Source organism: Ferranicluibacter rubi (assembly GCF_011603255.1).
Lineage (GTDB): Bacteria > Pseudomonadota > Alphaproteobacteria > Rhizobiales > Rhizobiaceae > Ferranicluibacter > Ferranicluibacter rubi.
In genome coordinates this window covers 53638-73684 of sequence record NZ_JAANCM010000017.1, presented here as the reverse complement: position 1 = coordinate 73684, position 20047 = coordinate 53638, and the positions used below count along the sequence as shown (strand labels likewise).

Annotated in this window: 17 protein-coding genes and 1 tRNA gene; 7 read left to right on the top strand and 11 right to left on the bottom strand. The window is 64.8% G+C overall.

Going from position 1 to position 20047, the window contains the following annotated elements:
- Positions 1 to 133 precede the first annotated feature (133 nt).
- Positions 134 to 553, bottom strand: a complete 420-nt coding sequence (locus G8E10_RS23535) for a type II toxin-antitoxin system VapC family toxin (RefSeq protein ID WP_167130890.1) — start codon at positions 551 to 553, stop codon at positions 134 to 136.
- Positions 550 to 789: a FitA-like ribbon-helix-helix domain-containing protein gene (locus tag G8E10_RS23530; RefSeq protein WP_110732790.1), complete on the bottom strand. Its 240-nt coding sequence runs from the start codon at positions 787 to 789 to the stop codon at positions 550 to 552. Before G8E10_RS23530 ends, G8E10_RS23535 begins: the two co-directional genes overlap by 4 nt.
- Before the next feature lie 219 nt (positions 790 to 1008).
- Between G8E10_RS23530 and G8E10_RS23525 the strand changes: the two genes are divergently transcribed.
- Together G8E10_RS23525 and G8E10_RS23520 are read left to right on the top strand one after the other, a co-directional pair.
- Positions 1009 to 1851: a DsbA family protein gene (locus G8E10_RS23525; protein ID WP_167130889.1), complete on the top strand. Its 843-nt coding sequence runs from the start codon at positions 1009 to 1011 to the stop codon at positions 1849 to 1851.
- A 93-nt stretch (positions 1852 to 1944) separates the two neighbouring features.
- The gene (locus tag G8E10_RS23520) at positions 1945 to 5409 is read left to right on the top strand and encodes a chromosome segregation SMC family protein (protein WP_167130888.1); all 3465 of its coding nucleotides are present in this window, start codon (positions 1945 to 1947) and stop codon (positions 5407 to 5409) included.
- A gap of 84 nt (positions 5410 to 5493) precedes the next feature.
- On the opposite strand, the gene G8E10_RS23515 is transcribed toward G8E10_RS23520, so the two are convergent.
- The 3 genes from G8E10_RS23515 to G8E10_RS26270 form a co-directional block, all read right to left on the bottom strand.
- Positions 5494 to 6210, bottom strand: a complete 717-nt coding sequence (locus tag G8E10_RS23515) for a COG4705 family protein (protein ID WP_245507087.1) — start codon at positions 6208 to 6210, stop codon at positions 5494 to 5496.
- 542 nt (positions 6211 to 6752) lie between these two features.
- On the bottom strand, positions 6753 to 7433 hold the full coding sequence (locus G8E10_RS23510) for a nucleotidyl transferase AbiEii/AbiGii toxin family protein (RefSeq protein ID WP_281517777.1): 681 nt from the start codon (positions 7431 to 7433) through the stop codon (positions 6753 to 6755).
- Between the two features lie 50 nt (positions 7434 to 7483).
- On the bottom strand, positions 7484 to 7627 hold the full coding sequence (locus G8E10_RS26270) for a hypothetical protein (RefSeq protein WP_343289868.1): 144 nt from the start codon (positions 7625 to 7627) through the stop codon (positions 7484 to 7486).
- A 314-nt stretch (positions 7628 to 7941) separates the two neighbouring features.
- On the opposite strand from G8E10_RS26270, the gene ppdK reads away from it, so the two are divergent.
- On the top strand, positions 7942 to 10617 hold the full coding sequence (ppdK, locus tag G8E10_RS23500; protein ID WP_167130885.1) for a pyruvate, phosphate dikinase: 2676 nt from the start codon (positions 7942 to 7944) through the stop codon (positions 10615 to 10617).
- A 106-nt stretch (positions 10618 to 10723) separates the two neighbouring features.
- Entirely contained in the window at positions 10724 to 12532 is a 1809-nt protein-coding gene (locus G8E10_RS23495; RefSeq protein WP_167130884.1) for a GGDEF domain-containing protein, read from the top strand.
- Positions 12533 to 12541: 9 nt separating this feature from the next.
- Here the strand turns inward: G8E10_RS23495 and G8E10_RS23490 are convergent, their stop codons facing one another.
- A complete protein-coding gene (locus G8E10_RS23490; protein ID WP_281517776.1) occupies positions 12542 to 12925 on the bottom strand; it encodes a hypothetical protein in 384 nt (127 codons plus the stop codon).
- A 486-nt stretch (positions 12926 to 13411) separates the two neighbouring features.
- Here G8E10_RS23490 and G8E10_RS26160 point away from each other — a divergent pair, with 486 nt between their 5' ends.
- A complete protein-coding gene (locus G8E10_RS26160; protein WP_281517775.1) occupies positions 13412 to 14419 on the top strand; it encodes a DUF1499 domain-containing protein in 1008 nt (335 codons plus the stop codon).
- Positions 14420 to 14760: 341 nt separating this feature from the next.
- On the opposite strand, the gene G8E10_RS23480 is transcribed toward G8E10_RS26160, so the two are convergent.
- Together G8E10_RS23480 and G8E10_RS26155 are read right to left on the bottom strand one after the other, a co-directional pair.
- The gene (locus G8E10_RS23480) at positions 14761 to 15699 is read right to left on the bottom strand and encodes an MBL fold metallo-hydrolase (RefSeq protein ID WP_167130882.1); all 939 of its coding nucleotides are present in this window, start codon (positions 15697 to 15699) and stop codon (positions 14761 to 14763) included.
- Positions 15696 to 15821: a cupin domain-containing protein gene (locus G8E10_RS26155; RefSeq protein ID WP_281517774.1), complete on the bottom strand. Its 126-nt coding sequence runs from the start codon at positions 15819 to 15821 to the stop codon at positions 15696 to 15698. Before G8E10_RS26155 ends, G8E10_RS23480 begins: the two co-directional genes overlap by 4 nt.
- Before the next feature lie 235 nt (positions 15822 to 16056).
- Here G8E10_RS26155 and G8E10_RS23475 point away from each other — a divergent pair.
- Both G8E10_RS23475 and G8E10_RS23470 read left to right on the top strand, forming a co-directional pair.
- Positions 16057 to 16131, top strand: a tRNA-Gln gene (locus G8E10_RS23475).
- A gap of 182 nt (positions 16132 to 16313) precedes the next feature.
- Positions 16314 to 17162: a hypothetical protein gene (locus G8E10_RS23470; protein ID WP_132711078.1), complete on the top strand. Its 849-nt coding sequence runs from the start codon at positions 16314 to 16316 to the stop codon at positions 17160 to 17162.
- Positions 17163 to 17217: 55 nt separating this feature from the next.
- Here the strand turns inward: G8E10_RS23470 and G8E10_RS23465 are convergent, their stop codons facing one another.
- From G8E10_RS23465 to G8E10_RS23455, 3 genes are read right to left on the bottom strand one after another with little or no spacing between them, the layout of a single operon-like run.
- Positions 17218 to 17913: a glycosyltransferase family protein gene (locus G8E10_RS23465; protein ID WP_167130881.1), complete on the bottom strand. Its 696-nt coding sequence runs from the start codon at positions 17911 to 17913 to the stop codon at positions 17218 to 17220.
- On the bottom strand, positions 17910 to 19403 hold the full coding sequence (locus G8E10_RS23460; RefSeq protein WP_167130880.1) for a glycosyltransferase family 2 protein: 1494 nt from the start codon (positions 19401 to 19403) through the stop codon (positions 17910 to 17912). The genes G8E10_RS23465 and G8E10_RS23460 overlap by 4 nt, the downstream gene beginning before the upstream one ends.
- Positions 19403 to 20029 (bottom strand): HAD family hydrolase, encoded by a 627-nt coding sequence (locus tag G8E10_RS23455; RefSeq protein ID WP_110799824.1) that lies wholly within the window; start codon positions 20027 to 20029, stop codon positions 19403 to 19405. Before G8E10_RS23455 ends, G8E10_RS23460 begins: the two co-directional genes overlap by 1 nt.
- Positions 20030 to 20047 lie beyond the last annotated feature (18 nt).

The window sequence follows — 20047 nt, the reverse complement described above, 5'->3', positions numbered from 1 at the left end:
CCCCACGACCCCTGACCGGCCAACCCGCTCGCCATCTGGAAGCCCTGACGGCGGAGATCGAGGACGAGGGCCTGAAGGCGGCGCTGACGCGGCTGGGAACGGCGGTGCTGGGGCAGAAGCGGTAGGGGGATGATCAGGCCGTCCACGGATTGATCACGTGCAGCCCGCTTGCCGTAAATGGCGCGACGTCGCGTGTCGCAACGGAGAACCCAGTTGCGACGGCAATCGCGGCAATCTGTGCATCCGCCATTCCTACGCCCGCCCCCTTTTCCCGCGCCTTCTGCGAGATGACGGCAAACTCCCGTGCCGCCTGCATGTCGAAAGGGAGGATTCGACCGCGGAACACGGTCGATAAGAGGTGTTCGAGCGCCTCTCGCAGCATGTCCTTCCGCCGACCGGTCGGCATGATCGCCATGCCGGAAAGTATTTCGGCCGCCGTGATTGTCGTCAAGTACAACGCGTCCGTCGGCTGTGCATCGAGCCACGCAAGCACGCGTTCGCTCGGCATCTTGCGAAGAGGTTCCGAAACGACATTCGTGTCGAGAATGATCATTTGAATGAAGGCGGCTCGTAAGCTTGTCTGTCCCGCCCGTCATCGAGATCGATACCTCCGATCGATTGCCCGATGGCCTTGAGATAGGAACCGATACCAAGCGGCTCCTCACTCGCGGCGGCGGTCTGCAGAATAGCGCGGATTTCCGCCTCGGTGGTGCGCCCGTTCCGGCGGGCGCGGGCTTCCAGCGCCTGATGGGTTTTTTCGGGAAGGTTCCTGATCATGATGGCCGACATGGTGCGTCTGTCCTCTCGCCTTCGAAGCTACTACCAGACCCTTTGCAGTCTACCAGCAGCGAGCCCGCCCGATCAACAGCGAGCCGGAATATCCCACCATCCACCCCCCACGCCACAAATGCCTCACAATTCTTTGAACGATGGACCATGGGGCCCCCTTGTCCGGTCCCGACGGGCGCGATATCGCAAAGGTCCCGTCTCCGCTTGAACAGGTGAACCATGTCCCTTTCCGAAATGACCTTGCTGAAACGCCTTTCGAGCGGTGTGGCCATCGCCACGCTGGCGCTCGCGCTTGTCGCCTGCAGCGACGAGAAGAAGGAGGCGGCGAATGCGGCGGCTCCTGTCGAAACGGTCGATACCGCGACCAAGACGGAGATGAAGCCCGCGGATACGATGACGACGTCGTCCACCACCGCTACCCCGGCGACGACTCCGGCTGCTGGCCAGACCCAGATGGCTCAGGCGGCAGCGCCCGCTGCATCTCCGGCGGCAGCCGAGCTGCCCCAGGCCGAGGGCGAGATCGAGCTTTCCAAGCTGATGGAACCCGGCGCGCTGCCGGAAATGGCCATCGGCAAGGCCGATGCGCCGGTCACGGTCGTCGAATACATGTCGATGACCTGCCCGCATTGCGCCAATTTCCACAACAAGACCTTCGACGCCATCAAGGCCAAGTATGTGGAATCGGGCAAGGTGCGCTTCGTGCTGCGCGAGTTCCCGTTCGATCCGCGTGCGGCCGCCGCCTTCATGCTGGCGCGCTGCGCGCCGGAAGGCCAGTATTTCCCGATGGTTTCCATGCTCTTCAAGCAGCAGGAACAGTGGGCCGCCGCCCAGAACGGCCGCGATGCGCTGCTGCAGATGTCCAAGCTTGCCGGTTTCTCACAGGAGAGCTTCGAGACCTGCTTGACGAACCAGAAGCTTCTGGATGATGTGAACGCCGTGATGCAGAAGGGCATGAAGGAGTACAAGGTTGCTTCGACGCCGACCTTCTTCATCAACGGCAAGCGCTATTCCGGAGACATGTCGGTTGACACCATGTCGGCCCTTATCGACCCTCTGCTCTAAGTCGCGACGGATTGCGGCACGGGAAACCGTGCCGTTTTTCCCAACGATGCCGTTCCCAATCATGCCGTTCCCGGTCATGACGGGCACGCCGTCATGAAATTCACCAAACTGCGCGTGGTCGGCTTCAAATCCTTCGTGGAGCCGTCCGAGTTCGTCATCGAGCGCGGGTTGACCGGTGTGGTCGGCCCGAACGGCTGCGGCAAATCGAACCTCGTCGAAGCGCTTCGCTGGGTGATGGGCGAGAATTCCTATAAGAACATGCGCGCGTCCGGTATGGACGACGTCATCTTCTCCGGCTCCGGCAAACGCCCGGCGCGCAACACGGCCGAGGTCGGCCTCTATCTCGACAATACCGATCGCACCGCGCCGGCCGCCTTCAACGACAGCGACGAAATTCAGGTCACGCGCCGCATCGAGCGCGAGAACGGCTCCGTCTACCGCATCAACGGCCGCGAGGCCCGCGCCAAGGATGTGCAACTGCTCTTTGCGGATGCCTCGACCGGCGCCCGCTCGCCCTCCATGGTCGGGCAGGGCCGCATCGGCGAGCTGATCGCCGCAAAGCCGCAGGCCCGCCGGCAACTGCTCGAAGAGGCCGCCGGCATTTCCGGTCTCCACTCCCGCCGCCACGAGGCGGAGCTGCGCCTGCGCGGTGCCGAAACCAACCTCGAACGGCTGGACGAGGTGACGGGCGAGCTGGAAAACCGCATCGAAAGCCTCAAGCGCCAGTCTCGACAGGCCAATCGCTTCAAGATGCTCTCGGCCGAGATCCGCGCCCATGAAGCCATGCTCTTCCACATCCGCTGGGTACAGGCCAAGCAGGCCGAGGCGGAAGCCGACAGCCTGCTGAACCAGGCGACATCGCTGGTTGCCGAGAAGGCGCAGGCGCAGATGGAGGCGGCGAAGAACCAGGCGATATCGAGCCTGAAGCTGCCGGACCTGCGCGAGGAGGAGGCCCGCACGGCCGCCGGCCTCCAGCGGCTGCAGATTGCCCGCACCCAGCTCGACGAGGATATGAGCCGCACGCTGCGCCGCCGCGACGAGCTGCAGCGCCGCCTGACGCAGCTGGGCGAAGACATCGCCCGCGAGGAGCGGCTGGCGCTGGAAAATGCCGGCGCGATGGCGCGGCTGGAGGAGGAAGCCGAAACCCTGCGGGAAGACGCCGGGGATGCCGGCGAGCGGGCGGAGGAAGCGCGCGAGCGCCTGACAGATGCGCAGGACGTGCTGGCCGCGAGCGAACGCACACTCTCCACGCTGACGGCCGAGCGCGCCGAAGCGTCTGCCTCCCGCAGCCAGCTGGAGCGCACGATCCGCGATCTCGGCGACCGCCGCATGCGCCTCTCCCGCCAGATGTCCGAGCAGGCAAGCGAGATCGACACGCTCGACCGCGAGATCGCAAGGCTCGAAGACCCCGATATCCGCCGCGAAGCCGTGGAAGTGGCGGAGGCCGACATCCAGGCGCGGACAGAGGCCGTTGCCGAGGCCGAGGATGCGCTGGGCGAGGCGCGGGCCCGCGAAGCGGAGGCCCGCGGTCCGCTGGAAGCCGCGCGGGCGCGGCTGAGCGCGGCGGAAACCGAAGCCCGCACCATCCGCCGCCTGCTGGAAGCTGCAACGCTTGCCGGCGGCGCGAGCCCCGTGGTCGATGCCATCACCGTCGAGCGCGGCTTCGAGGCGTTGCTGGGTGCGGCGCTGGGCGACGACCTCGAATCGCCGCTCGACCCGTCCGCGCCCGTTCACTGGCGCGATCCCGGACTGGGGGATGCCGACCCGGCTTTGCCCACAGGCGTCGCCCCGCTGATCGATCACGTCAAAGCGCCGGATGCCCTGCGGCGCAGCCTGTCACAGGTCGGCATTGTCGCGGATGATACCAAGGCGGCACGGCTGCTCCCGGTGCTCTACCCCGGGCAGCGGCTCGTGACCCGATCCGGCGCACTCTGGCGCTGGGATGGCCATGTCACCGGTGCCGACGCGCCGAGTGCCGCCACCCTGCGGCTGGAGAACCGCAACCGCCTGAGCGAACTGGACGCCGAGATCGCGGAAGCCGCCCACGGTCTGGAGCATTGCGAACGCACCCTGAAGGCGGCGACGGATGCGATCCGCGCGGGCGACGATGCGGTGCGGATGACGCGCGAGGCCGAGCGGCAGGCGATCCGCCGCCTGTCGGAGGCGCGCGATGCGCTGGCTTCGGCCGAGCGCGCCCAGGGCGATCTTGCCCGGCGTCGTGCGGTGCTGACTGAGACCGCCGCCCGTATCGCGGAGAGCCACGAGGAGGCGGTGGCCACGCTGGAGGATGCCGTCGCAGCGCTCGAGGACGCCCCCGACATGGCCGATCTCGACCAGCGCCTCGCCGCGCAAGGCGCAGCCGTTGCGACCGACCGAGCGGCGCTCGCCGAGGCTCGCGCCCTCTCGGATGGCCTCAACCGCGAGACCGAAGCGCGTGAGCGTCGTCTGCGGGCGATCGCCGCCGAGTGCCAGACATGGGCGAGCCGGGCGGCCAGCGCCGACGACCATATCGCCACGCTGCGCGACCGCGAGGCTGAAGCGCGCGACGAGATCGAGACCATTCTCGACGCGCCCGACGAATTCGACGAGAAGCGCCGCGCCCTGATGAGCGCCCTCTCCGACATGGAAGCAGCCCGCCGCGCGGCGGCCGACCGGCTGGTCGAGGCCGAAACCCGCCAGCGTGATGCCGACCGGATCGCCGCGACCGCTCTCTCCGAACTGGCGGAGACCCGCGAGAAGCGCGGCCGCGCCGAGGAACGGCTGATGTCGGCGCGTGAAAAACGCGTCGAGGTGGAGGCCGCCATCCGCCAGGCTTTGTCCATCGGTCCTCAGGATGTGCTGCGCCTCACCGGCCGCGCGGTCGATGCCCTGCCGGCCGATCCGCGCACCGTGGAGCGGGATCTCGAACGCCTGAAGATCGAGCGCGAGCGGCTGGGCGCCGTCAACCTGCGCGCGGAGGAAGAGCAGACGGAACTTGCGGACCGGCTCGCGGCGCTGCTCAAGGAGCGCGAGGATGTGATCGACGCGATCCGCAAGCTGCGCAGCGCCATCCAGAACCTCAACCGCGAGGGCCGCGAGCGCTTGCTGGCGGCGTTCGACATCGTCAACGCCCAGTTCCAGCGCCTGTTCACCCACCTTTTTGGCGGGGGCACGGCCGAGCTGCAACTGATCGAGAGCGACGACCCGCTGGATGCCGGCCTCGAAATCCTCGCCCGCCCGCCGGGCAAGAAGCCGCAGACCATGACGCTGCTGTCGGGCGGCGAGCAGGCTTTGACCGCCATGGCCCTGATTTTCGCCGTGTTCCTCACCAATCCCGCGCCCATCTGCGTGCTGGACGAAGTGGACGCCCCGCTCGACGACCACAATGTCGAGCGCTACTGCAACCTCATGGACGAAATGGCCGCCTCCACCGAGACCCGCTTCGTCATCATCACCCACAACCCCATCACCATGGCCCGCATGAACCGCCTCTTCGGCGTCACCATGGCGGAGCAGGGGGTGAGCCAGCTGGTGTCGGTGGATCTGCAGACGGCGGAGCAGTTGCGGGAGGCGGTTTGAGAGCCGTGTTCCGCCGAGCCTTTGCGCGAGGCGCGGAGGAAGCCGGTCGGGCCAGGGCTACCGCCCTGTCTGGCTCCTGCAGCATCAAGCTGCGGGTTTGAGTGTGGAGCGTGTCGTTCTCGCAGCCGACATCGTCGAGACAATGAGGACGAGAACAAGGAGGCCTAAGGTCACCATCGATGCGGCACCACGGGGAAGGTTCATTCCGCCCTTTTCGATGGGCTTGGTCAGAAGATCGCCGAACGTCGCACCGAACGGACGCGTGAAGATGAAGGCGATCCAGAACAGAAGAATGTGATTGAGACGCGTCATGTAGTGGCAGGCAACCACCGCGCCGATGATCGCTGCCGTGACAAGTGCGCCCTGAAAGTAGCTGAGTTCGAGATTGTCGGTCAGAAAATCACCGAACGCGGTTCCGAGACTGTTGGAGAACACCACCGCGACCCAGAACAGAATCTCCACGTCCCGACGCAGTATGGGGTATACTGAGAGGTTGCGGGCGCGGGAGTACCAGATCCCAAGGCTCACGATCAGGCCGGTAACGAGCAGTGCGGAACCCCAAGCGTAGCCCAGTCCGAACGACCGGTCCATCATGTCCGAAATCTCCGTGCCGGCAGTCGTGGTCGCGACAATGGCGAGCCAGAAGAGCGCGGGATTGTAGCGGGGAGCGCGGATCTGGACGAACAATATGACGGCGAGAGCTGTGAAGGTGATGCCGAACCCGATGTAATATCCGAGGTTCAGCGTCATCGACAGAAAGTCGCCCGCGGTCTCTCCAAGTGTGGTTGCCAGAATTTTCATAATCCAGAACGCCAGGGTTATGGCGGCGACTTTGCCGATTATGCGGGTTTTGGATGGTACGCGATCGATGCTGTTGTGCATGGTCTGTCTCGTCGTTGGAGAGAGTGAGATGGATCGCAGTCGGATATGGTTCTGAAGCCGGCCCCTCAGGCCCCTTGTCGAACACGGCCTTCCGCCCGGTCATGAAAGCAAAGGGATGCGAGCACCGTCATGGTGCTGCGACGTCGGGCGCGGGTTTTGGCAGATGACGTCAGTCGTTAGCCCTGTGTGGCGCCCCACCCGGATCGTGCAACCCCTGCGCACTTCCCGTTCATAGGCGAGATGCCTGTCGATCCGCCGTCAGGCGCACATTTCTCCAAGGGACACGCACCGAGACCCGCTTCGTCATCATCACCCACAACCCCATCACCATGGCCCGCATGAACCGCCTCTTCGGCGTCACCATGGCGGAGCAGGGGGGCAGCCAGCTGGTGTCGGTGGATCTGCAGACGGCGGAGCAGTTGCGGGAGGCGGTGTGAGAGCCGTGTGAGAGGGGGCAACGGTCAGTCGAAGGCGCTGCCGTCCGTCCGAATGCCAGCCTGCGGAAACGCCCGAACGCCTGCCGACCGTAGCGCTGAAACAGCGGACATGACCGCGTCCTCTCCCATATCCAGGGTGGATGCGGCATGGCGCACGGCATCGGGATTCAGCAGGTGGTTGAGAATGCCGGCAAGCTTCCGGGCGATGTCCCGCCCATAGGCCTCCTCGGATTTGGTCACGGCCACTTCCGGAAGCGATCCACGAAACTGAACGAGAACGCCGAGATCGATGGCGTCGCGGTAGCCGACGGCGCGATCGTAGCAACGATCGGCATTCGCAAGCAGCTTTTCGGCAAACATGTCCTCGATCGACAGGGTGGGAACACCGAGAATCGGGTCTCTCTCTCCCGTCAACGCGATTCGGGTTTCCCGGACGATCTCGAACTTGATGGGCTGGCCTCGATATTCGAGAAGCATGCGGATCCCGTAGGCGTCCGCCCTCACATCCCGCAGCAACGACACCTCGTCCGAAAAGAGCGCACCCGGACCATCTTCGATGACGGCGTTTCGCAGGTCCCTGTAGCCCGCAGCGCTTGAGCAGAGAAAGTCCAGATCGAGAGACCGTCGATACTCGCCAAAGCGCAGAACGATCGCCGTTCCCCCGCCGAACCAGCATTCGGCAGAACGGAGAACGTCATGATTCATCGAAGACAGAACGTCCGCAATGGCCCGATGTTCGGCGCGGAGATAGCCCATCACGCCAGCATGCGGCCGTGACCGAAAATATCGGTCAGTTCCCGGATCAGCAGCGCTTCCTTGTCCGACAGGCGATCGCGATCGACGAAGCGCCAGTTTCGCTCGTAAAGGGCAAAGACTTCGTCGGCATCGATGGGGCGCAAGGGATCTCTGTTCCAGACGAGGGTTCGAAGCTCGGGAAATTCCGCGGGTACGATCTGATGTCCACAACGTTGCGCCATACCCCATTCCTATCAGGAAACAGTGGAAAAATCAAAAAACACAAGGGCCGCAGGATGTGTGGACATCACCCACCCACCCCGCAATAATTTTGCTGCAATGCAACAATAATCCCGCATCCGCAGCATTCCTAATCGGGGGCTGATGTTGTAGCGTGAAGGGGGAGACGAGGCGGGACGGGCCGGAGGTTGCGGGAATGCGGCTTGCGGACGGCTTGGGCCTCAGGGTGGAGACGGACATGAAGAAGTGGGTTTACACCTTCGGCGGCGGCAAAGCCGAGGGGCGGGCGCTGGATCACGACCTTCTGGGTGGCAAGGGCGCCAATCTTGCGGAAATGTGCAGCCTTGGCCTGCCGGTGCCGCCGGGCCTGACCATCGTCACGCGCGCCTGTGCGCTCTATTCCGAAAACGGCCACTCCATTCCCGACAGCCTGAAGACCGAGGTGCTCGCCGGCATTTCCATCGTCGAGGGCATGGCCGGCCGCCGCTTCGGCGACGCGGAGCGGCCGCTGCTCCTGTCGGTGCGCTCCGGCGCGCGCGCCTCCATGCCCGGCATGATGGATACGGTGCTCAATCTCGGCCTCAACGACGAGACGGTCGAGGCGCTGGCGCGCGACAGCGGCGATGCCCGCTTTGCCTGGGACAGCTATCGCCGCTTCATCCAGATGTATGGCGACGTCGTCATGGGCCTCGACCACGAGGTCTTCGCCGAGCTTCTGGAGGACGAGAAGGGCCGGATCGGCAAGGAGCAGGAGACCGAGTTCACGGTCGACGAATGGCGCCGGCTGGTCGATCGCTACAAGGAGGTCATCGGAGAGGAAACGGGCGAGGGGTTCCCGCAGGATCCTGCGGTGCAGCTCTGGGGCGCCATCGGCGCGGTCTTTGCCAGCTGGATGAACCCGCGCGCCGTCACCTATCGCCACCTCCACGACATCCCTGCCGATTGGGGCACCGCCGTCAACGTCCAGACCATGGTGTTCGGCAATCTCGGTAATGACTCCGCCACCGGCGTCGCCTTCACGCGCAATCCCTCGACCGGCGAAAAGGCCCTCTATGGCGAGTTCCTGGTCAATGCGCAGGGCGAGGACGTGGTCGCCGGCATCCGCACGCCGCAGAACATCACCGAAATCGCCCGCATCGCCTCCGGCTCCGACCGGCCCTCGCTCGAAAAAGTGATGCCGGACGCGTTTGCGGACCTCTGTGCCATTTGCGACCGGCTGGAAGCGCATTACCGCGACATGCAGGACATCGAGTTCACCATCGAGCAAGGCAAGCTGTGGATGCTGCAGACGCGCTCGGGCAAGCGCACGGCACGCGCGGCGATGAAGGTCGCGGTCGATATGGCCGACGAACGGCTGATCTCGCGCGAGGAGGCGGTGACCCGCATCGATCCCGCCGCGCTCGACCAGCTGCTGCACCCGACCATCGATCCGTCCGCCCGCCGCGACATCATCGGCGCCGGTCTGCCGGCATCGCCGGGGGCGGCGACCGGCGAGATCGTCTTCACCTCGGAAGAGGCCGTGCAGGCCAAGAAGGAGGGCCGCGCCGTCATTCTGGTGCGGGTCGAGACGAGCCCGGAGGACATTCACGGTATGCACGCGGCCGAAGGGATACTCACGACGCGCGGCGGCATGACGAGCCACGCGGCCGTGGTGGCGCGTGGCATGGGCATCCCCTGCGTCTCCGGCGCCGGCAGCATCCGCGTCGATCTGCGCAACGAAAAGCTCATCGCCGCCGGCGCCACCTTCGCCCGGGGCGACGTCATCACCATCGACGGCTCCTCGGGGCAGGTGCTCAAGGGCCGCGTCTCCATGGTCCAGCCTGAGCTCTCCGGCGATTTCGGCCGTATCATGGAGTGGGCCGACGCCAGCCGGCGCATGACCGTGCGCACCAATGCCGACACGCCGGCCGACGCCCGCGCCGCGCGCTCCTTCGGTGCCGAGGGCATCGGCCTCTGCCGCACCGAGCATATGTTCTTCGAAGGCGAGCGCATCAACGTCATGCGCGAGATGATCCTCGCCGCCGACGAGGCCGGCCGGCGGGCGTCGCTGGCAAAACTCCTGCCGATGCAGCGGGCCGATTTCACCGAGCTCTTTTCCATCATGCACGGCCTGCCGGTGACCATCCGCCTGCTCGATCCGCCGCTGCACGAGTTCCTGCCGAAGACCGACGAGGAGATCGCCGACGTCGCCACAGCACTCGGCATGAAGCCGCTGGAGCTGCGCCAGCGCGTGGATGCGCTGCACGAGTTCAACCCCATGCTCGGCCATCGCGGCTGCCGGCTGGCCATTTCCTATCCCGAGATCGTGGAAATGCAGGCTCGCGCGATCTTCGAGGCCGCGGTGCTCGCGGCCCATGAGACCGGCGCGCCCGTGGTGCCGGAAATCATGGTGCCGCTGGTGGGGCTGAAGGCCGAACTCGATTACGTCAAGGCCCGCATCGATGCGGTCGCCGCCGATATCCTCGATGAGGCCGGTGTCGGCATCGAATATCTCGTGGGAACCATGATCGAGCTGCCGCGTGCGGCGCTTCGCGCCCATGTCATCGCCGAGTCCGCCGACTTCTTTTCCTTCGGCACCAACGACCTGACGCAGACAACCTTCGGTATATCGCGTGACGATGCCGCGCAGTTCCTCAACACCTACCGCATGAAGGGCATCATCGACCGCGACCCCTTCGTGTCGATCGATTATGACGGCGTCGGCGAACTCATCCAGATCGCCGCCGAGCGCGGGCGTCGCACGAAGAACGGCCTGAAACTCGGCATTTGCGGCGAGCATGGCGGTGATCCCGCCTCCATCCGTTTTTGCGAGGAAACGGGCCTGGACTACGTCTCTTGTTCGCCGTTTCGTGTTCCCATCGCCCGTCTCGCCGCCGCGCAGGCGGCCATCAACGGCAAGATTTCGGGGGTCTGATCTCTGGAATGCAACCCCATTTTTGGTGCGCGCACGCGCGCCATTCATGACAGCTTAAAGGTTCATCAGTAAGGAATTAAGCAGACAGAGCTCAAGGACGGAACGGATGAACCAGGGAAAGCGCGGCGCTCGATCGCTCTACTGCAAGTGGCGCAACACCTCCCTCGTCGTCGGGGCAGCTCTCATCGGCATGGCGGTCTGGATCGTCGCGCCATCGGTGACGGCCTATGTCGATTCGGAGAGAAGCCTGGTCTCCGTCCAGGAATATGAAGCGCTGCTGATTGCGTCGCGCGCGCTGTCGGCCGAGCGTGGGCCGTCCAATGTTCTCATGTCGGTCGAGGTCGGCGCCGATCCCTCGGCCGTAACCCGCCTGGCGGAAGCCCGCCGCGCAACCGACGCGGCTTTGTCGGTGGTGGACCGGACGCGGAACCTGCCGCTTGCGCCGGGCATCGTCCGCAGCCTGCGCGAGGCCCTGGGCCTTGCCCGCGCCCGCATCGACGGCATTGCGCAGACGCCGTATGCGGAGCGCACCCTCGCTATGCTGACCGAGGCGATCGCCGCCATGTTCGGGATCGCGGACGAGATCCAGCCGACCGTCGAACTGGCGGCGGAAACGCTGGAAAAGCGGAACCCGGCTTTGGCCGGCAGCGTGTTCACCGCCCTCATCGTGACCAATCTGCGTGAGCAGGCCGGCCGGCTGGCGAGCTATGTCGTGCCCAGCGTATCCCGCGCGCTTCCGCTTTCGCCCACTGCTGCCGGCAGGGTCGACCGCACGCAGGGCCGTATCGACCAGCTGATGCAGACGCTCGGCGTGCGTCTCGACGTGTCGGATGCGAGCCTGCGCGCGCTGATGGGCGAGGTCCGCCGCCTCTTCATCGGGCGCGGCGTCCGCCTCATCGAAAAGCTGACCTTGGAGGGACGCACCGGCGGGCACTACAGTGTTGCCCCCGCCGGGCTGACCGGCCTCTACGTCCCCACGCTCGTTCCGCTCGAGGACCTGCGCAAGGCGGCCATCCACCAGATGGTGACCGATATCGTCCGCAGCCGCGATATCGCCTTCATCCGGCTCATCGGCATGGCCGCGGCAACCGTGCTGCTTCTGACGCTGCTGGTAGCGGTTATGCGCCGCATGTTTCTCTCGGTGCTTCGCCCGCTGCTGACGGCCCATGAGATGATCGTCGGCCTCGCCGAGGAAAAGCCGGTCGGGCGCCCGGGCTTCGAAGCGGACACGCGCGAACTCAACGATCTGTTCGACGCGATTGCCCGGCTGGAAGGGCAGCTTGCCGAACGGCGCGAGCTGACCGAGCGACTGCGCGTCCGGGCAGAAACCGATCCGCTGACGGGCCTTCTCAATCGCGCCCGGTTTCTCGGCCTCGGCGATACGCGGTTCGCCGCCGCCATGGGCGACGCCGCTCGGGCCGACACGACAGAGGCGGACACGCTGGAGACCCGGAGCCGCATCAGCGTGCTCTATATCGATCTCGACGGCTTCAAAACCGTCAACGATACGCTCGGGCACTTCGCGGGTGACCAGCTTTTGCGCGACATCGCCGTCCGCCTTTCGAATGCCGTAGGCCCGGAAAGCCTGCTCGCGCGTCTGGGCGGCGACGAATTCGCCATCTGCACGGGCGCGCCGAATGCAGCAGGGCTCGAAGCCTTCGCACGCCACATCCTCCTCCAGTTCAACAGGCCGATCGATATCAACGGCATACCCATCCGGGTCGGCGCGAGCATCGGGCTCGCCCTGATGACGGATGGCGAAGGGAAGGAGGCTGGCGCTTCGTCTTTCTCGCAGCTCTGCTGCAATGCGGACATCGCGCTTTACGACGCCAAGCGAGGCGGCCGGAATACCTACCGCATCTTCGGCAGCGCAGTGGAAAGGCCCATGCCCGAACGCCGGGCGCTGGCAGGCTAGGGCTGCTGCCTACATCCGCTGGAACACATCCACGAAGGCCTGCGCGAAGCTGGCAAGGCCCATGGTGCGCTCGTTCGGCTTCTCGATCCGGATCGAGGTGCCATCGGCTTCCAGACAGGCGAAGATCGTCTCGCTGCCCGTGCCGCTGTCGCGCGGGATCCGCAAGACGGCGATCCGCTCGCAGTTCTCGACGAGGCCGGAGGCGGGGAGATCGAAGAGAAACGCCCCCTTGAGGTCGGTCGCAGCGGCGCGCACCCTGTCGGAAAAGTCGTCGCCATCCGGTGCCGTGCCGTCGAGCGACAGTTCCAGCTCCAGCATTTCCATCGTGAATTCGAGCTCGCTGCCCTCCGGCGTGGGCGGAGCGGCCTGGGTTTCGATATCGTGAGAACGCATGGTCGTCATCCCTTCGCAACCGGCCAGATCCGGTGGAATAAGGGCCCAGCCGTGGTCTTGCAGGCCCAAGTTCATCGATAATCTTGTTAACAAGAATGGCAATTCCGTGGCAACGCGTCTCCCGGTTGCGGAAGATCGTGAAGCGCTTACCAACGCCGCATGCACGGAAAGGTTCCGGATGTCGCGAGCGGGAAAGGGCAGGGGCTTGCCCAAACACACCGTCCTCTGTTGCGTCATGGGCGGAATCAGCCTTGGATGGGAGATGACGGGTCTCGATGAGAGCGACCGCGCGGGTCAGGTGCCATCGGGTTTTCGGCGATGGCATGTTGCCCATGCGACGCTTTCCGGCAGGTTTTTATCGGCGAGACTTGGTGTAAGAGACTGTTTGAAGAGCCGCCTCACAGCCGCCGGGTTTCCTGACAGGCTCAAGGGACGGGGTAACGGCGCATCGGCCGGACAAAGGCAGAGACAGAGGTTCGGCCGACAATGATCACCTATGAGCGCCCGATATCCTACGCCGCCCGCTGGGCGCGCCATGTCGCGCGGCTGGCCTTCGTCGTCTTCGTCCTGTCGCTCGCGGCCCACCGCTTCGGCTCGCTTTCCAGCACGCTCTTCGTGACGCTCGCCCTCGCCAGTGCCGGGCTGGCGCTGGTGGCCGTCCTCCTCTCCGTCGTCGGCTTCGTCCGCCTGTGGCAGGTGGCGGCGGTCGGCGGCATCGCGTCCACCATGGCCTTGCTCTATGCGTCCCTCCCGCTGGCCGCCGCCGGGCTCGTTCTCTCGCAGGTGATGGCGAAGCCCGCGATCACCGATGTCTCCACCGACCTTGCAACGCCGCCGCCCTTCATCCGCGACCGTCCGATCGAGACGGGCTGGCTGACCCCGGCAGCCCCCGTCGTTGCCGACCGGCAGGCCCAGGCGAACGCCTATCCCGCCCTCACGGGACGTCGCTACGACGGCGCGCTCGACCGAGTACTGACCGGCGTGCGCACGGTCGCCGACCAGTCGGGCATCGCCATCGTCGCGGAAGAGGGCCTTGAGAATGCCGAGCCGGATTTCGAGGATCTCGCTTTGCGGTCGGAGCCCCCGGCCGACGCCCTGCGCGATGCGCCCGGCAAGGCCACCGATAAGGCCACCGACAAGGCCACAAGTAAGGCCGCGGGCAAAACGCCGACGGGAAAAGGTGGCCGCAACACCCCCGCCGCGCGGGATCCGGGACCGGTCCCCATTCCGCTCTCGCGACCGAAGCAGGATGCGGGCCCCCTGCCGCCCGGCCGAAAAGCCGGTGACATCCTTCTGCAGGGCGAAAGCCGCAGCCGCATCGCCGGCTTCCGTTTCGACCTCGTCATCCGTCTTCGCGAGGAATCCGAGACCACCTTCGTCGACATCCGCGTCGCCTCCCGCCTCGGTTACCACGACCTCGGCCTCGACGCCGCCACGGCCGAACGCTTCCTCCACGCGCTCGACGCGGAGCTGCTGGGGATCGCGGGAGACTGAGGCAGGGTTATGTCCGCCCGACGGTCGGCGAAACGCCGCCGGTGGTTTGGCGGAAATGTCATACGGTTTCCGGTTGATCAGACCGGAAACCGTATTCCGTCCATTGAAAATCCGGCCTTCCGGCCAGAGATTTTCGATGGTTCTTGTGTCCGGTTCGCGGAACGCGATCAGCCGGAAACCGTATCACGGGCGGCAGCCCCAACTTCCGTCATTCCGGCCTTGAGCCGCAAACCAGCGACCTGACGTCCGTCAGGTCAAGAAGCATCTTTGCTGACCAGGAACGTGCGCTGGATGGCCTCCGTATCACGTCGGGAATAACGGGGAGGCGGAGAGCCCGGCCTTCAATCCCCCGCCAGCCGATAGTGCCCCATCAGCGCGGGCGGCCCGTCGGTCATCACGAGGCCTCGCTCCACCAGATCCTCCAGATGTGCCAGCACGGAGAGGGCCGCCGCCCCGTGCAGCCGGGGATCGGTGGAGGCATAGAGCGCCTGCACGATCTCGGAAATCCCAGAGTCGCCGCGGCGAATGCGCTCCAGCACGCCGCGCTCGCGCATGCGCCGGTGGGCGCGCAGGCCGCGCAGGAATTTCGCCGGCTCGCTCACCGGTCCGCCATGGCCCGGCAGATAGAGCCGGTCGTCGCGCGCCAGCATCTTGTCGAGCGAGGCCATGTAGTCGCGCATCGCGCCATCCGGGGGCGCGACGATGCTCGTCGCCCAGGCCATCACATGATCGGCGGAAAAGACGATGCCGGTGCCATTCAGCGCGAAGGAGAGATGGTTCGCCGTATGGCCCGGTGTGGCGAGCGCCGTCAGCGCCCAGCCGTCGCCCTCGATGGTCGCGCCGTCGGCAAGCGCCAGATCGGGCACGAAATCCATGTCGGCGCTTTCCGAAAACGGATTGACCTCGCCGTCGTGAAGCGTCCGGGACGGCCGATGCGGACCTTCCGCCGCGATCACCCCGCCCACCTTTTCCTGCAGAACCCGGGCCAGCGGCGCATGATCGCGATGCGTATGGCTGACGAGAATATGGCTGACCGGCCGCCCGTCGATCGCCCGCAGGAGGGCGGCCAGATGCGCATCGTCCAGCGGACCGGGATCGATCACCGCCAGCGTGCGCTCGCCCACAATATAGCTGTTGGTGCCGTGAAAGGTGAACGGCCCGGGGTTGTTCACCGTGATCCGCCGCACGCCATCGGCAACGGCGATGGCCTGCCCGTGCGCAGGCTCGAAAGCGCGCTCGAAATGCGGCTCGTCCTCGGTCTCCAAGGGCGCACCGCTCATGTCCGTTCGATCTCGATGAAGCGCAGGGGGGCGATGTCGGCATTGACGACAGTGTGCTCCACCCCGGCATCGTCGCCGATCCCCGTCGGCCGCGCCGGCATCCGAGCCCGATATCCCACCATCCGTCTCTCCTTGCGAAGACGCCCGCACTGCGCGGGCGCTTCAAGGTCGACCCTAGCCCAAAAATTCCCGAACCGAAATCGCCGCCCGCGTAAACGGAACGCCCGGTCAAACATGGCTCCCCGTCCAACGTCCCCCGCAAGACAAACTTACGCCCGGCCAAACTTACCCGTTGTCCCCGCCCTCACGCTTTGCTATCAGCCCAACACCCGGACATCACCGCACCCGGGCCGGCAATGGGGCGTCGCCAAGCGGTAAGGCACCGGTTTTTGGTACCGGCATTCCCAGGTTCGAATCCTGGCGCCCCAGCCACTCATATCTTGAATCATACAGTCTAGCGTCAGGCCGCGAGTTTTAGCTCCCTTTAACCCTTACGGTTTCGACAAACGGCGCTTCCAGTCTGACGACAGATTGCCGCGATACGTAAGACGTCCACACTGCGCGACTCCTGTTCGTGTGGCCGGTGTGATGATGATCGATGGGAATGGTGCGTTATGAGCAGGCTTCTTTTCTCGCTTCCGGTTCACGAGCGGCCCGACATCGTTCTCGAGCAGATCAGGAATATCGACTATTTCTGCCCCGGCTCGGTCATCTGCCTGCATGTCTCCGCCGGTGCTCTGGCGGAGAAGGAGGCGTTTCGGGCGCTGTGCGCGGCGGAGAACGTTCTGGTCAATCCGAACTCCTACGAAACGCAGTGGTCGGCCGGGATCATGCACACCCATGTCAGCAACTTTCTCCATGCGACGGAGATGAATGTCGCGTTCGACAAGATCGTCCTGATCTCCTCCAACGAGATGCTCGTGAAGCCCGGGCTCGCGGATTATGTCGGAAAATATGATATCGGGTCCCAGATGGAGGTCTATGATTCGTCGAATGACTGGGGCGTTTTTCGCGACAGCTTTCTCCACCGCCCCTCCATGCAGGGATTTCTCTCGGCCTTGAGCCTGCCGCTGTTTTTCGGGGGACAGGCGGAAGGTCAGTTTGCCAGCCGGCATATCTTTTCCCAGCTTTCCCGGGCGTTCATCGAACATTTTCCGATGGCCTCGGTCGGCTTCCCGGTCGAGGAGGTCATTCTTCCGACCTTCGCCGCACGCCTTGCCATGACCGGCGTGACCGTCGGCCAGCCGATCACGCTGTGCAACTATTGCAACAATCTCGACATGAACGCGGATGTCGTCGATCTCGTGCGGGCGGGCAAAGGTGCCGTCTTTGCGCGCCGCATTCCGCGGGCGCTGCGGTCGCCGCATATCGGCGCATCGGTCCTCGACGCCGTCTTCAGCGTCAAGCGCGTCCCCCGGGAAGCGTGCGAACTCCGCGACTATATCAACGGTCTCATGGTGTAGCGGCCACGCCGCCGTCCGGCCCGGAAACATTCGGATGGCGCGCGCCTCAACGCTGTCACGCGTCGTGAAAGATCTTACCCACAGGCTGGCAATCCGGAATGTGCGGCGCGATGACCGCGTGTCCGTCCGCGATGACGCCGTTGATCATCGGGCAGATGAACAGGCTGCCCTTGTGGGCGAGCTCGTCGCGATGCGCGATGCTGTGGGCGCTGGCGCTGAGGAAGACTTCGATGTTCCCGAACATATAGACGCCGGCCGAGGCGTGGCTTGAGATCACCTGTTTTTCGCGTGCCCTGGTCACCAGCCCGTCGGTGATCGTCAGATAGCTGTAGCACGGTTCGCTTGAGGCAAAGACGGGCACGATGGCGCCGTACGGGCCTTGCGCGAACAGGGCTGCGGGATCGTCCGGGCCTTCGTGGAAAAGAACGTCGGCAAGGTCGATGATCAGCGGTTCATCCGCCGGCACGAGGGCCGTTGCGGCGAGACAGGAAAACAGGGCGCCGGCGCTGAGATGCGACAGCGTGACGATCCGGCAGCCGGGCCAGGCGTCTTTCAGGAAGGCGACGAGATCGAGGTGTCCCGTCGTCTCGCGGACGACGAAGACATAGTCGCTCGGCGAAAGCCTGGGGCCCCAAGCGCGAGGCCGCAAGGCGGCCTCGATCAGGGGCGTTCCCTCATGGTTCACAAGCGGCCGCAGGCCGTGTTTCTCGGTCCACAGATCCGGGCCGGCAAGCGGCACGATGCACTTCATGCGATCTTGCGGAGCCCGAGATAGGCGTCCAGATCGTTTGGAGTCCCGATCCCGTGCATCGCCGTCGCCGCGATTTCATAGACGCCGATCTTGCCCCCGCGGCGCTGGAGATAGTTGTAGACCGGGCAAACGTAGAACTCGTTGTTCGACCGGTCGTTGGCGGTGATCATGTCGATCGACGCATCGATGAAGGCCTGCGCGCGCCGGAAGTAATAGATGCCGACGGTCGCCAGATCGGAAATCGCCACCTTCTCGCGAACCTCCTCGACATATCCTTGGTCGTTCGTGCGTGCGAAAGACCATTTCGGATCTCGATGGACGTCGCGGAAGCAGAGGATGGAGCCGTCGAGGTCGCGTCTCATGGCGTCTTCCAGGAAGGCGCTGCAGTCGAAATCGACGATCTGGTCGCAATTGGCGATCATCAGCGGAGCGTCGGGATCGAGATGCGTCCGGGCCGTCAGCACCGTGCACGCGGCGCCCTCGGTGGTAAAATCGATGGGCGAGAACACCAGATCGCCGCGGCGCAGGAGGCCCTCGACCACCAGCGGTTCGGCCACCAGATGATCACGACGGGCAATCAGCACGAAGCGTCCGTTGTCGACGCGCAGATTGTCCATGACCCGCTCGATCATCGTCGCGCCATCGACATCGATGAAGGGCTTCGGCTTGGTGTAGCCCGCCTGCGAAAACCGGCTGCCGAGGCCTGCCATGGGAATGACGACCTGAACGGCCGGGCTCGGCTGCGAGAGCGGCGCGATGCGGCCCTGGTTCTCGGCCTGGTAAAGTTCGACGCGCTTCGGGGAGTAGAACGAGACGTAGCTTTCCGCTGATATTTCGAACTGGACGATGCGTCCGCCGGAGAGAACGACCTCGTTGAGGACGGGAGACAGGTAATATTTCCCGCCGATCGGGTCCGACTTCAGCAGGCAATCCTGCGCGAGGGCCACGAACTGACGTGCCTTGCGGAAGTAGTAGTAGCCGGCGATCGCCTTGCGGCTGAGCACCCGTTTTTCCGCCGTTTCCACGACGCGGCCGTCGGCATCCTCCCGCACATAGGACCAGCGCGGATGGACGGAGGGAAACGTCACCACGCCGGCATCGGCGTCCGAATGGTAGAAGGAATCCGCGATGGCGCCGAGATCGGCATTGATGATCTGGTCGCCGTTGCAGATGACGAGAGGTTCGTCGTCGTCGATATGGTCGATGGCCATCAGCGCCGAGCAGATGGCGCCCATCGTCGGGTTGCCGAGCTCGATGACGGTGCAGCCGTCGCCGGCGATCAGTTTCAGGATCGAGTCGAGGCTGTATTCGAGCACGTCCTGCCGCAGAACGATGAAGATGAAGCGTGCCGAGGGATCGCGTTTGCGAATGCTTCCGACGACCAGCGCGATCATCGGAATCCCGTCCACTTCGATCAGCGGCTTGGGAAAATGAAAGTCTTCCTTGGGGAACAGATCGTCCTTCGACGCGATCGGAATGAGATATCTCATCAGTGGACGGCCTCTATTGCTGCGATTTCTTTGCCGATGCGCTCGTAATTGACGTCGTTGACGGAGCCGACGACCATGACATGCGCGCCGGATGCGCGCGCCGCCTGAATGCCGTGCTCGTTATCCTCGAGGATCAGGCACTCATGGGGTTGCAGCTTCAGCCGCTCGATGGCCGTGAGGTAGATTTCCGGGTGCGGCTTCGCCTTGGCCACGTCCTGGTTGGAGAGCAGGAAATCGAGATATTTGAGAAGGTTGGACTGCTGCATCATGGCTTCGACCGTGGAGCGCACGGAGTTCGAGCAGACGACGAGGCGCTTGCCCTCCCGCTGCAGGCGGCCGAGCGCATATTCGTGATGGAAGACGGGCCGGCACTTTTCCACGATGACGCGGTAGGTCATCTGCTGCTTCAGCGTGTTGAGAAAGTCGTGCAGCTTGGGCGACAGGCCCCGCGTGCGCGAAAGCATTTCGAGCTTCTTGCGCGTCGGCAGGCCGTCATAGACCGCCAGGTGCTCCGTGCGGCTGATGTTCAGGCCGAAGACGGCCAGCGCGTCGTTCAGCGTCTCGTAATGCCACTCCTTGGCATCGATGAGAACGCCGTCCATGTCGAAAAGAACCGCCTTGATCATGACTTCCCACCGTTAGGC